Genomic DNA, 12998 nt, shown 5'->3' on the forward strand with positions numbered 1-12998 from the left:
ACGGCGGTCAGGCCTTCTTGCGTTCGGCGATGTACGCCTGGATCTGCTGTTCCAGTACCGGCAACGGCACCGAGCCCTGCTTCAGCAGCGTGTCGTGGAAGCCTTTGATGTCGAACTTGTCACCCAGCTCCTTCTCCGCCTGCGCACGCAGGCGCACGATGGCGATCTCGCCGAGCTTGTAGCTCAACGCCTGGCCCGGCCAGGAAATGTAGCGGTCCACTTCGGTGGTCACTTCGTGCTCGCTCAGCGCCGTGTGGTCACGCAGGTAGGCCAGCGCCTGCTCGCGGCTCCAGCCCTTGCTGTGCACGCCGGTGTCGATCACCAGGCGCGTGGCGCGCCACATCTCGTAGGTCAGGCGACCGAAATCCTCGTACGGGGTTTCGTAGATGCCCATTTCCACGCCCAGCTTCTCGCAGTACAGCGCCCAGCCTTCGCCATAGGCGGAGATGTAGGCATTGCGGCGGAACTCCGGCAGGTTCTTCTGCTCGGCGGCGATGGCACCCTGCAGTGCATGGCCCGGATCGGATTCGTGCAGGGTCAGCGCCGGCAGGTTGTACAGCGGGCGCGACGGCAGGTTGTAGGTGTTGAGCCAATAGGTGCCCATGCCACCCCGGCCGGCGGTCCAGAACGGCGCGATGTCCGGCGGCACCGGCACGATGGTGAAGCGCGCACGCGGCAATGTCATGTACTTGCCGAGCTGGCCATCGGCCCGCTTGGAGATCCATGCGGCACGCGACAGCAGTTCTTCCGGCGTCTTGGCATAGAACTGCGGGTCGGTACGCAGGAAGGTCAGGAACTCGGCAAAGCTGCCCTTGAACTTCACCTGCTTGATGATGTCGTTCATTTCCTTCTGGATGCGTGCCACTTCATCCAGGCCGATGCGGTGGATCTCGTCCGGCGACAGGTCCAGCGTGGTGTATTCGTGGATCTGCTGCTTGTAGTACGCCTTGCCGCCGGGCATCGCTTCGGCGGCGAGGGTGGTACGCGCCTGCGGAACGTATTCGTTGACGAAGAACGTGCGCAGCTGCTGGAACGCCGGCACCACCTTGCCGCTGATCGCCGCGCGGGCCTGTGCCTGCAGCTTGGCCTGCTCGGCAGCCGGGACGGTGTTGGGCAGCTTCTTGAACGGCGCGTACAACGGCGATTCGGTTGGATCCTTCAGTTCGGCGACGGTGGCGATGGACACCTCGCGGCCATCGAGCACCGCACGCGGCACGCTGAAGCCGCGCTTCAGGCCGGCGCGCATGTTTTCGGTCTGCTGGTCGAAGTAGCGCGGCACATCATTCAGGCGCGCGATGTAGTTCTGGTAGTCCTGCACGGTCTTCATCTCGCGCCGGGCCATGAAGGACAGATTGGACCAGAACGAGGAGTCGGCGTTGAACGGCATCTCGTAGCCGCGCAGGCGTACTTCTTCGGCCAGGTTGAACACCTGGTCGCGGTAGATCGCGTAGTTGACCTGGTTGTCGGGCGACAGGGTCTTCGGGTCGATCTTCTTCAGCGCGGCCAGGGTTTCGTCCCATACCTTCAGGCGTGCCTGCTGCGCGGCCGCACCGACGTCGGGCATGCGGGTGGCGTTGGCCGGGGCGTCTTCGTCCTCGCTGGCCTCGCCACCGCCGTCCTGGCGCCACTTCCATTCCTTTTCGTACAGCGCGCGGAAGGCGGCATCGGCGGGCGATTCAGTGGCCACGCTGGCCGGCGCGGTGGCGGTGGGCGGGGCGGCCAGGGCCACGGCAGGGGCAGACAGAGCGATCAGCAGGGCTACGGCAAGACGGGTTTTCACGAGCACAGGTTCCCGGGAAGGCAGACCCCGATCATGGCACCCCGCACCGCGCATGGCATGGGACGAAGGTCCTGCCTGCAACGCAGGCAGGACCGGGAACGGCCGCAGGCCGGGACCCCAGCGCCGAAGGCTGGTCGGCTGCTCTTGCGCTCGATGCGTGGAAAAATCCACGCCTCGCATGGCATGGAACAGAGCCCGGCCTCAGTAGATCCACGCCATGCGTGGATGCCCCTGGCGCTGGGCACACCTGCGCCGACCAAGGTCGGCGTCTACCGGAGCACCGAGGCGCCAGCATTGCCGCTCTGGTAGTGGCCAACCTTGGTTGGCCCCCTAAAACCCAGTGCCGACCAAGGTCGGCATCTACCAACGCTTCAGTGGCTGGCCTTGTCCCGCTTCCAGCCGCGGTGCTTGATGTCCAGCTGCAGGCTGTACAACGCGGTGAACGCCGGGAACAGGTTCTGCAGCACGCCCACCGAGTCCTGCTTGGCCGAGAACAGGAAGTAGCTCAGCGTCATCAGGCTGCCGACCACGCTCATGTACCAGAACAGGCGCGGGATCACCGGCTTGCCGGCGCGCTTGGAAGCAACGAACTGGACCAGCCAGCGGCCGCCAAACATCAACGCACCGGTGTAGCCGATCAGCTTCCAACCGGTCACATGTAGGCCGGTCCAGTACAACCAGGTCAGCGGCTGGTCCAGCCAGTGCAGCGCCAGGCCCATCATCGCTCTTCCACCGCGGTGCGCTTGCTGCGGGTGATCAGCCAGGCCACGCCGCGCAGGTCGCGGATGCCGACCAGCGCGCGGCCGAGATTGTTGTACTTGGACACGCCTGCAGTGCGGTGGCGATGGTTGACCGGCACGCTGACGGTCTTCCAGCCGGCACGCTGCATCAGCGCCGGCAGGTAGCGATGCATGTGATCGAAGTACGGCAGATCGAGGAAGGCATTGCGCTCGAACAGTTTGATGCCGCAGCCGGTATCGGGGGTGTCATCGCGCAGCATGCGCGCGCGGATGGCGTTGGCCCACTTGCTGGCCCAGCGCTTGCTGCCGCTGTCCTGGCGGTTGACGCGCCAGCCGGCGAACAGCTTCACCTGGGCATCGGCGGCACCGCGGGCCTGCAGCAGCTTGGGGATGTCGGCCGGATCGTTCTGGCCATCACCGTCGAGGGTGGCGATCCACGGTGCACGCGCATGCTTGACGCCGGTACGTACCGCGGTGCTCTGCCCGCTCTGCGAAACGTGGTGCAGCACCCGCAGTTCCGGCGTGGTGGCCTTCAGGCCCTGCAGCACGGCCAGGGTGTCATCGCGCGAATGATCGTCGATGTAGACGATCTCGAACGGCAGCCGGCCGCGCAGTGCAGCGGTGATTTCGGCCACCAGGGGCGCGACGTTGTCGCGCTCGTTGAATACTGGGACGACGACGGACAGCTCGGGTTGGCTCATGGGGGGACTCGGCCAAGGAGGGACAAAGACCGCGCATTTTCCGACGCCGAGGTTATCCGAAGATGAATCCGGCAGTGTGAGGATGCGTTCTCACGCGCGATCAGCAAAATACTCGCGGCACCACTGCACCACCGGTGGCAGGCCCTGTTCGATGGGCATGGCCGGTTCGTAGCCAAATGCGTCATGTGCGCGCCGGGTATCGGCCATCGTGCGCACCATGTCGCCCGGCTGCATCGGCTTGTAGACCTTCTGCGCGGGGCGACCGGCGGCCTGCTCGATCACGCCGATGAAGCGCTCCAGCTCGACCGGCGTGTGGTTGCCGAGGTTGAACACCCGGTGCGGCACCGGACCATCAGCCGGGTGCGCGAGGGCGCCGAGAATACCGGCCACGATGTCGGAGACATGTGTGAAGTCGCGCTGCATGCGGCCTTCGTTGAACACATCGATGGAACGACCGGCCAGCACCGCGCGCGAGAACAGCAGCGGTGCCATGTCCGGCCGACCCCACGGGCCGTACACGGTGAAGAAGCGCAGGCCGGTGGCATGCAGGCCATACAGCTGCGCGTAGGTGTAGGCCATCAGTTCATTGGCGGCCTTGGTTGCGGCGTACAGCGAGCGCGGCTGGTCCACGCGCTGGTCTTCGGAAAACGGCGGCGTAGCCGAATCGCCGTACACCGAGCTGCTGGACGCATACACCAGGTGCTGCACGCCACGGTGGCGGCACAGCTCGAGCATGTTGACGAAGCCGACCAGGTTGCTGTCGACGTAGGCGTGCGGGTTTTCCAGCGAATAGCGCACGCCGGCCTGCGCGGCCAGGTGGATCACCGCCGTCGGCTGTATTTCGTCGAACAGTGCGGCCAGTCCGTCGCGGTCGGTCAGGTCCAGGGTGCGCAGGTCCAGCGTCGGGCACAGCGCGGCCACGCGGTCACGCTTGATCTGCGGGTCGTAGTAATCGTTGAAGTTGTCCAGGCCGACCACGGACCGGCCCGCATCAAGCAGGGCACGCGCGGTGTAGGCGCCGATGAAGCCGGCTGCGCCGGTAAGCAGGATGGTCATTGCGGTGGGCCTGGAATTCAGCGGTCGATTCAACGGTTACAGAGTCTGATGGTACGCGCAGGGCCTAGAACAGGCCGAAACGCTTCTTGGCCACATTGGTGCGCCCCGGCTGGATGACATCCTGGATGTTCTTCGCATCGAAGCGGTCCAGCAGGGTTTCCGAATCCTTCTTCAGCTTCAGGTCCATCTCTTCCGGGTACAGCGGCACGATCGCCATGAACTCAATGGTGGTGCCGTCTTCCAGCGCCAACGTGCCGAAGTCGTCCGGGGTGGTGACCGGCGGCAGCACGATGGCGCCATCGAATCCCACGCCCGGTGCATAGGGCTCGGACGGATGGCCGTTGGGAATGGTGTGGCCGAAACCCAGCCAGGTGTCGTACTCGTGCGGCAACCGCGCCAGGGTCTTCAGCAAGCGCACCGGCCAGTAGTTGCGCTCGTCCTTGAAGGCGTCATCGCTGATCGGCCAGTCGGCCGGCAGGGTCACCATCAGTTCCATGTGCCGGGGGGCGTCCACCTCCTCGGGCACGGACATCGGCAGATCACTCATGCCCGAGGTCACCAGGCGCAGGTACGGACATTCATCGGTAGCCGGCACGACGTGCACGTCGATGTGCACGATATCGGAGATGATTTCGTGGAAGACGCCGGAGATCGGTCCCAGATGGCGCTCGATGTACGCGCTGATCGCCTCGATGTGTTCTTCGCCGTGGGCCGGGGTGAAGTCCTTCTCGCGGCTGTGCACGAGGATCGGGCTGCCGCCCGGGCTGACGTCGTCTACTTCAATGGCCATGTCCTGCTCCCTGGATGAGCCACGGGGCGGAGCGGGCCCACCCGCGAGTGGACGATACGACCTCCGGCACGCGCGGCGGTGCGTTCCCTGCAATCGACGGAGCACGGCAGGAACAGGCCGTACTCCCATGAAACTGCGCCGGGGTCAGCCCTGGCGCGTGCGCAGCCGCTCCAGCACGCCATCGAGCGTGTCCAGGTTGGCGTAATGGATGATCAGCTTGCCCTTGCCACCGCGGCCATGGTTGATCGCAACGGAGGTGCCCAGCACTTCGGACAGCTCGGTCTCCAGCGAGGCGATATCGGCCTGCTGCACCTTGGCCACCGGCTGCGGACGGTTGCTCGGCACCTTGCCGGCGGCGAACGCCTGCGCACGACGCTCAACCTCGCGCACCGACCAGCCCTCATCGGCCGCTTCCTGGGCCAGCTTGCTGGCCAGTTCCGGGGCCAGGGTCAGCAGCGCGCGGGCGTGCCCCATCTCCAGCCGGCGCGTTTCCAGCAGCAGGCGGATGGCGATCGGCAGCTCCAGCAGGCGCAGCAGGTTGGACACCGCCGCGCGCGAGCGGCCGACGGCCTCGGCGGCCTCGGCATGGGTCAGGGTGAATTCGCTGATGAGGCGCTGCAGTGCTTCGGCTTCTTCCAGCGGGTTGAGGTCTTCGCGCTGGATGTTCTCGATCAGCGCCATCGCGATGACGGTGCGGTCTTCCAGCTCGCGCACCACCACCGGCACTTCGTCCAGGCCGGCCAGCTGCGAGGCGCGCCAGCGACGTTCACCGGCGACGATTTCGAAGTTGCCTGCCGGCAGCTGGCGCACCAGGATCGGCTGGATCACGCCCTGCGACTTGATCGAGTCGGCCAGTTCGGACAGCTTGCCCTGGTCCATCTCGCGACGCGGCTGGTACTTGCCCGGCTGCAGCTGGCCTACCGGCAGCTTGCGCAGCACTTCACCGGGCAGCGGCTCGATCACCGCCGTGCTGGCCTGCACCTGGCTGACCGCGCCCTTGGGCCCCAGCAGGGCGTCCAGGCCGCGGCCGAGGCCACGCTTCTTGGCGGCAGGCTTGCTGGTCATCAGACGGTCTCCACGGCCTTGATGGCCTTGTTGCGTTCGTTGTTGCGGCGGATGATCTCGCCGGCCAGGCCGAGGTAGGCCACGCCGCCACGCGAAGTACGATCGTAGCCGACGATGCTCTGGCCATGGCTGGGCGCCTCGGCCAGGCGCACGTTGCGCGGCACGATGGTGCGGAACACGCGGTCACCGAAATGCTCGGTGAGCTCGGCCGACACGGCATTGGCCAGGTTGTTGCGCACATCGAACATGGTGCGCAGCACGCCTTCGATCTCCAGCGCCGGGTTGAGGTTGGCGCGCAGCGCTTCGATGGTTTCCACCAGCGCGCTCAGGCCTTCCAGCGCGTAGTACTCGCACTGCATCGGCACGATCACCGAATCGGCGGCGGCCAGGGCGTTCAAGGTCAGCAGCGAAAGTGCCGGCGGGCAGTCGATCAGGATGTAGTCGTACTCGTCGCGGATCGGCGCCAGCGCGCGCTTCAGGCGCTGCTCGCGCTCGCTCTGCGCCATCAGCTGGATCTCGGCCGCGGTCAGGTCGATGTTGCCCGGCAACAGGTCGTAGCCTTCGGCGGTCTGCACGCGCACGTCGGCAGCGCTGGACTCGCCCAGCAGCAGATCGTAGGTGGAGGAGACCAGCTCGCGCTTGTCCACGCCACTGCCCATGGTCGCGTTGCCCTGGGAATCCAGGTCGACCAACAGCACGCGCTTGGGTGCGTTGGCCAGGGAAGCGGCCAGGTTGACGGCGGTCGTGGTCTTGCCGACGCCACCCTTCTGGTTGGCGATGGCGATGATGCGGGCCATGCGGGTGTGCCTCGTCGACGTGTGCTGGGACCGGTCATTATGCGTACAACCGGGCCCGTGCGGAAATCGTGGATCGCCAACCGCCTGTTCCACAAGGGGCTGGCGGCGGGGTTCAGGGGCCTGTGACGGTGACCAGATGGCGTTCGCCGGCCAGGCCGGGCACGCTCAGCGGGACCACCTCGCGCACCTGCCAACCGGCCGGCAGCGCTGCGATCTCTTCATGTGGGTAGACGCCCTTCATGGCCAGCAGCACGCCACCGGGTCGCAGCAGGTGGCCACCGACGCGGACGATGCCGGCCAAGGTGTCCATCGCGCGCGCGGTCAGCTGATCGTAGCTGCCCGGCTCGGCCAGCGCTTCGGCGCGCGACTCGGCCACGCGGGCATTGCCCAGGCCCAGCTGGCGCACGGCCTCGCGCATGAAGCGGGCCTTCTTGCCGTTGCTTTCCACCAGGGTGACCTGCAGGCCCGGGCAGGCGATCGCCAGCGGGATGCCCGGCAACCCGGGGCCGGTACCGAGGTCGGCCAGGCTGCCATCGGCCACGAACGGCTGCATCGCCAGCGAATCAAGCAGATGGCGGGTGACCATTTCCTGCGGATCGCGGATGGCGGTGAGGTTGTAGGTGCCGTTCCAGCGGTGCAGCAACGCCAGGTAGCGCAGCAGCGGCGGGGCCAGCTCGGCAGCCAGGCCCATGCTGGCCAGGCCCTGCTGCAGCGTGGTCGCTACGCCGGCGGGAAGATCGTGTTCGCTCATGCCGACATTATCGCCGGTTTTCACTGCAGATTCGGCGATTCACTGCGGATACCAGGCCAATGCGGCGCGGAACTGGCCACTGGCCTGCCACTCGTGCAGGTGCCAGCGCGCCGCCTCGCCCAGTTCCGGGTCGCACCAGCGCAGGTGCAGCGCGCCATCGGCGGCCGGGGCCAGCTGCAGGCGGTGCAGGCCAAAGGAAATGCCCTGCCCGTGCGCCTTCAGCATGGCTTCCTTGGCGCACCACACGCGGAAGAACCAATGCTCGCGGTCGGCCTCGTCCAGGCCCTGCAGCCAGACCACTTCGTCGGGATGGAAGAAGCGCTGGATGATTTCCAGCATGCGAGGGCGCGGCCGCAGCAGTTCCAGGTCCACGCCCAACCGCACGCCTTCGCCCAGCGCCACCAGCAGCACCTCGCCGCTGTGGCTCCAGCCGGTGCCGTAGTGGGCCAGCGCGCCGCTCAGCTCGGGCCGGCCCTTGTCATCGCGCAGCAGCGGCAGCGCATCCGGCTCGCCGCCCAGGGCCTGTGCCAGTACCTGCCGGGCCTGCGGCTCACCGCGCTGACCGGGCACGTGCGGGCAGCGCCAGACGGTGACCGGACCAAACCGCCAGGGGCCGTCGAGGGTGGCTGGCAGGCTCATGCGCACGCGGCCGTCACGGGATTGCACAGCGGGTTCACGGCACTGCGCGTCAACTGGACACGGTTATCCACCGGAGAGTCGATCATGGGCATCATCATCTGGCTGATCGTCGGCGGCATCGTCGGCTGGCTGGCAAGCATCATCATGAAGCGCGATGGCCAGCAGGGCATCATCCTCAACATCGTGGTGGGCATCGTTGGCGCATTGATTTCCGGCTGGCTGTTCGGCGGCGGCATCAACGAAGCGATCACCCTGCGCACGTTCCTGTTCTCGCTGATCGGCGCGGTGATCCTGCTGGCGATCGTCAACCTGTTCACCCGCAAGAGCATACGCTGACGCGGAATACTGCTTGAACACGGGCCCGGCCATCGCCGGGCCTCGTTGTTTCAGCCCAGCTGCACCCACGCCGGTGCATGGTCGCTGGGACGTTCCCAGGTGCGCGGCTCGCGGTCGATGCCCGAGGCCACCACATTCCCCTTCAGTGCATCGGAGACCAGATTCAGGTCGATGCGCAGGCCGAGGTTGCGGCGGAAACCCGCTGCGCGGTAATCCCACCAGCTGAACGTGCCGGCCTCGTCGTTGTGCAGGCGGAAGCCATCGTGCAGTCCCAGCTGCAGCAGTTTGGTCAGCGCGCCGCGCTCGGCGGTCGAGGTGAGGATGTGGTTCTCGTTCCAGACCTCGGGGTCGTGCACGTCGCGCGCATCGGGGGCGATGTTGAAGTCGCCCATCACGATCAGCTTCGGATGCCGCTGCAGTTCTTCGGCGATCCACGCGTGCACCGCCTCCAGCCAGCGCAGCTTGTACTCGTACTTGTCGGTGCCGATGTCCTGGCCGTTGACCACATACAGGTTGATCACCCGCAGGTCGCCGAAGGTGCCGGCGATGACCCGCTTCTGCTCGTCCTCGAAGCCGGGAATGCCGATCTGCACGTCCTGCGCCGGCTCGCGCGACACCAGCGCCACGCCGTTATAGGTCTTCTGGCCGGCGAACACGCTGCGGTAACCGGCGGCGATCAACGCCGAGTCCGGGAACTTGTGGTCCTCCAGCTTGGTTTCCTGGATGCCGACGATGTCCGGACCGAAGTCCTTGAGCCACTGCTCCAGGTGCGGCAGGCGGACATTGAGCGAATTGACGTTCCACGAGGCGATCTTCATGCGGGCATTCTACCCGGCCCAGCTTTGGTAGACGCCAACCTTGGTTGGCGCTGGGGGGCCCGTATGTCCCGGTAGAGGCCGACCTTGGTCGGCGCTTGGGGTCCACGTGTGCCAACCAAGGTTGGCACGTAGCAGAACCCGGTCCCGTCAGTAGAGCCACGCCATGCGTGGCTTCACCGCAGCAGCAACCTCAACAACCCCGCAATCTTCGAATACGGTGGCCGCAGCCGGTCACTGGCCGCCCAGCGCGACTGCCACAACACCGGCAGTAGCTTGCTCATGGCATCGAACCCGGCCTGTCCGTGATACGCACCCATGCCACTGGCGCCCACCCCACCAAAGGGCAAGCCATCGGCGGCGAAGTGCAGCAGCGTGTCATTCACCGTCACCCCGCCCGCCACCACCTGGCCGAGGATGCGCTCCACCGTGGTCGTGTCATGGCTGAAGGGATACAGCGCCAGCGGCCGGTCGCGGGACACGATGTTGGCCAGCGCCGCATCCAGGTCCGGATAGGCGCGCACCGGCAGGATCGGGCCGAAGATCTCCTCGCGCATCAGATCCAGATCGTCCGGCGGGTCCAGCACCACCGTCGGCACCAGCAGCCGCTCGCGATCAGCGCGCGCCTCATCCACCTGCGCCAACGGAATCACCGGCACACCGCGTTCGCGCGCCTGCGCCAGATAGCCCTGCAGGCGCCGGTACTGGCCGTCGTTGATGATGCGGGTGTAGTCGCCGGCATCGCTGAAATCGCCGTAGCGCTCGCGCACCTGCTGCTGCAGGGCCTGCACGAACTCACGCTGGCGCGCGGTGTCGATCAGCACGTAGTCCGGGGCGATGCAGGTCTGGCCGGCGTTGAACCACTTGCCGGTGGCCAGCCGCGCGGCGGCTTTTTCCAGCGGGAAATCGCGGCAGACGATGGCAGGTGACTTGCCGCCCAGCTCCAGCGTGAGCGGCACCAGATGTTCCGCCGCCGCCGCCATCACCTTGCGGCCGACCGCGGTGGAACCGGTGAACACGAGATGATCCAGCGGCAGCGCGGACACTGCCGCTGCAACATCGGCCCCGCCCTGCACCACCGCCACGCGATCGGACGGGAACACGCTGGCCAGCAGATCGGCCAGGAAAGCGCTGGTGCGCGGTGTGTGCTCGGAAGGCTTCAGCAGCACATGGTTGCCAGCGGCAATCGCGGTGGCCAGCGGCACCAACGCCAACGTGACCGGATAGTTCCACGGCGAGATCACCCCGACCACACCCAGCGGCGTCGGCCGCAGCTGCGCGCGGGCTGGCCATAGCTTCCAGCCGGCAGACGCATGACGCGGCTTCGACCAGCGCCGCAGGTGGCGGCGCAGGTGATCGATGGCCGACAGCACGCTCATGCCATCGGCCAGTTTCGATTCAACGTGGGCGCGGTGGCCGAAGTCCTCGGCAATGGCCGCAGCCATTTCGTCCATGCGTTCCTTCAGCGCCGCGCGCAGGCGACGCAGATCGGCTTCGCGCTGGTCGAGCGAGGGGCGCTGCGACTGCCAGGCACTGCGCAGGGTGTGCAGGATGGCGGGGAGGTCGGCGGCTGAGATGCTCATTCCGCGACTATACGGCGTGCGCACGTGAGGCGGCGGTCTCGATGGGGTCAGATCCCTTTCGCGTGCGAAAGGGATCTGACCCCGGGCGCGCGAGGGCGTGCGGCTTCGGATGCTTGTCAACCGCGATGGCGGCATTGAGCGCTGTCTGTTCGCGTCTGCGGAGTTTTGTGCCGCGCGTTGCGCGGTCGCCGAGCATGGCTCGGCGCTACAGGGAAACGAAAAGGCCGTGGTCTGCACCACGGCCTCTCCTTCATCCAATGAACATCATTCTTACTTGGTGATATCCACGTTCTTCGTCTCGCGCAGGAACAGGCCGCCAATCACCACCGACATCAGCGCGATGATGATCGGATACCACAGGCCGTAGTACAGGTTGCCGGTACCGGCCACCAGCGCGAACGAGATCGCCGGCAGGAAGCCACCGAACCAGCCGTTGCCGATGTGGTACGGCAGCGACATCGAGGTGTAGCGGATGCGGGTCGGGAACAGTTCGACCAGATAGGCGGCGATCGGGCCGTAGACCATGGTCACGTACAGCACCAGCAGCCACAGCATCAGGATTGTGCCGGCGTAGTTGATGCGTGCGCCGTCTGCCTTGGCCGGGTAGCCGGCGGTGCTCAGCGCGGTCTTCAGCTCGGCACCGAACGCATCGGCCTTGGCCTTGCCTTCTTCCTTGGTCAGGCCGGCGGCTTCATACGAGATGACGCTGGCACTGCCCACGTTGACCATCGCCAGCGAGCCAGCAGCGGCCGGCTGCACGTCATACGGCACACCGGCCTTGGTCAGCGCAGCGGTAGCCACGTCACAGGAGCTGGTGAACTTGCGCAGGCCAACCGGATCGAACTGGAACGAGCAGGTGTTCGGATCGGCAACCACGAGCGCCGGCGAGCTGCTGCGGGCTTCTTCGATGGCCGGATTGGCGAAGTGGGTCAGGCCCTTGAAGATCGGGATGTAGGTGACGGCGGCCAGCAGGCAGCCGGCGAGGATGATCTTCTTGCGGCCGATTCGGTCGGACAGCCAGCCGAAGAAGATGAAGAACGGCACGCCCAGTGCAAGCGCGGCGGCGATCAGCAGGTAGGAGGTGGTGGCATCGACCTTCAGCATGCTGCTGAGGAAGAACAGCGCGTAGAACTGGCCGCCATACCAGACCACCGCCTGGCCTGCGGCAGCACCGAGCAGCACCAGCAGCATCAGCTTCAGGTTGCCGCCCTTCAGGCTGTCACGGAACGGCGTCTTGGAACCCTTGCCTTCCGACTTCATCTGCTGGAACAGCGGCGACTCGCTCAGCTGCAGGCGGATCCACACCGACACGCCCAGCAGCACGATCGAGACCAGGAACGGAATGCGCCAGCCCCAGGCTTCGAAGGCTTCGTTGCCGAGGAAATAGCGGCAGGCCAGGATGATCAGCAGCGACATGAACAGGCCAAGGGTGGCCGTGCACTGGATGAAGCTGGTGTACAGGCCACGCTTGTCGTCCGGTGCGTGTTCGGCTACATAGGTCGCCGCACCACCGTACTCGCCGCCCATCGCCAGGCCCTGGGCCAGGCGCAGGATGATCAGGATCACCGGCGCGGCGAAGCCGATCGAGGCGTAGTTGGGCAGCACACCGACCAGGAAGGTCGAGATGCCCATGATCAGGATGGTGACCAGGAAGGTGTACTTGCGGCCGATACGGTCGCCGAGGCTGCCGAAGAAGGCCGCGCCGAACGGTCGCACGAAGAAGCCGGCCGCGAAGGCCAGCAGGGCGAAGATCATGCCCGTGGTTTCATTGACGCCGCTGAAGAACTGCTTGGCGATGATCGCCGCAAGCGAGCCATACAGGAAGAAGTCGTACCACTCGAAAACGGTGCCCAGGCTGGACGCGAAGATGACCTTCTTGTGTCCCTGGGTAAGTTGGGCTTTCGCCGGTGCGGGTGTTGTGGACATGGGACGCTTTCCCTCTGTA

Annotated in this window: 13 protein-coding genes; 1 reads left to right on the top strand and 12 read right to left on the bottom strand. The window is 66.2% G+C overall.

Going from position 1 to position 12998, the window contains the following annotated elements; all coding sequences use genetic code 11:
- Nucleotides 1-7: 7 nt before the first annotated feature.
- The 9 genes from QP457_RS21070 to QP457_RS21110 form a co-directional block, all read right to left on the bottom strand.
- Nucleotides 8-1780 (bottom strand): DUF885 family protein, encoded by a 1773-nt coding sequence (locus QP457_RS21070; protein WP_205404559.1) that lies wholly within the window; start codon nucleotides 1778-1780, stop codon nucleotides 8-10.
- A 371-nt stretch (nucleotides 1781-2151) separates the two neighbouring features.
- On the bottom strand, nucleotides 2152-2499 hold the full coding sequence (locus QP457_RS21075) for a lipid-A-disaccharide synthase N-terminal domain-containing protein (RefSeq protein WP_032973852.1): 348 nt from the start codon (nucleotides 2497-2499) through the stop codon (nucleotides 2152-2154).
- Nucleotides 2499-3221 (bottom strand): glycosyltransferase family 2 protein, encoded by a 723-nt coding sequence (locus QP457_RS21080; RefSeq protein WP_180164907.1) that lies wholly within the window; start codon nucleotides 3219-3221, stop codon nucleotides 2499-2501. The genes QP457_RS21075 and QP457_RS21080 overlap by 1 nt, the downstream gene beginning before the upstream one ends.
- 90 nt (nucleotides 3222-3311) lie before the next feature.
- Nucleotides 3312-4277 carry an NAD-dependent epimerase/dehydratase family protein gene (locus QP457_RS21085; RefSeq protein WP_205404560.1) on the bottom strand — a complete coding sequence of 322 codons (966 nt, stop codon included), beginning with the start codon at nucleotides 4275-4277 and terminating at the stop codon, nucleotides 3312-3314.
- A 64-nt stretch (nucleotides 4278-4341) separates the two neighbouring features.
- Nucleotides 4342-5067, bottom strand: coding sequence for a suppressor of fused domain protein (locus QP457_RS21090; RefSeq protein WP_205404561.1), 726 nt, complete (start codon nucleotides 5065-5067; stop codon nucleotides 4342-4344).
- Nucleotides 5068-5211: 144 nt separating this feature from the next.
- Entirely contained in the window at nucleotides 5212-6132 is a 921-nt protein-coding gene (locus QP457_RS21095; RefSeq protein WP_089237881.1) for a ParB/RepB/Spo0J family partition protein, read from the bottom strand.
- Nucleotides 6132-6929 carry a ParA family protein gene (locus tag QP457_RS21100; protein WP_205404562.1) on the bottom strand — a complete coding sequence of 266 codons (798 nt, stop codon included), beginning with the start codon at nucleotides 6927-6929 and terminating at the stop codon, nucleotides 6132-6134. Before QP457_RS21100 ends, QP457_RS21095 begins: the two co-directional genes overlap by 1 nt.
- Before the next feature lie 112 nt (nucleotides 6930-7041).
- Nucleotides 7042-7680, bottom strand: a complete 639-nt coding sequence (gene rsmG / locus QP457_RS21105) for a 16S rRNA (guanine(527)-N(7))-methyltransferase RsmG (protein ID WP_033832551.1) — start codon at nucleotides 7678-7680, stop codon at nucleotides 7042-7044.
- A 39-nt stretch (nucleotides 7681-7719) separates the two neighbouring features.
- Entirely contained in the window at nucleotides 7720-8319 is a 600-nt protein-coding gene (locus QP457_RS21110; protein WP_089237883.1) for a 4'-phosphopantetheinyl transferase superfamily protein, read from the bottom strand.
- Between the two features lie 84 nt (nucleotides 8320-8403).
- Between QP457_RS21110 and QP457_RS21115 the strand changes: the two genes are divergently transcribed.
- Nucleotides 8404-8655, top strand: coding sequence for a GlsB/YeaQ/YmgE family stress response membrane protein (locus tag QP457_RS21115; protein WP_025878785.1), 252 nt, complete (start codon nucleotides 8404-8406; stop codon nucleotides 8653-8655).
- 50 nt (nucleotides 8656-8705) lie between these two features.
- On the opposite strand, the gene xth is transcribed toward QP457_RS21115, so the two are convergent.
- The 3 genes from xth to QP457_RS21130 all read right to left on the bottom strand — a co-directional run bounded on the left by xth (nucleotide 8706) and on the right by QP457_RS21130 (nucleotide 12979).
- On the bottom strand, nucleotides 8706-9473 hold the full coding sequence (gene xth / locus QP457_RS21120; RefSeq protein WP_205404563.1) for an exodeoxyribonuclease III: 768 nt from the start codon (nucleotides 9471-9473) through the stop codon (nucleotides 8706-8708).
- 173 nt (nucleotides 9474-9646) lie between these two features.
- Complete coding sequence (locus QP457_RS21125; RefSeq protein ID WP_205404564.1) at nucleotides 9647-11053, bottom strand: coniferyl aldehyde dehydrogenase; 1407 nt, start codon at nucleotides 11051-11053, stop codon at nucleotides 9647-9649.
- 270 nt (nucleotides 11054-11323) lie between these two features.
- Nucleotides 11324-12979, bottom strand: coding sequence for an MFS transporter (locus tag QP457_RS21130; RefSeq protein WP_205404565.1), 1656 nt, complete (start codon nucleotides 12977-12979; stop codon nucleotides 11324-11326).
- Nucleotides 12980-12998 lie beyond the last annotated feature (19 nt).

This window comes from Stenotrophomonas sp. As-7 (assembly GCF_030291015.1).
Taxonomy (GTDB): domain Bacteria; phylum Pseudomonadota; class Gammaproteobacteria; order Xanthomonadales; family Xanthomonadaceae; genus Stenotrophomonas; species Stenotrophomonas lactitubi.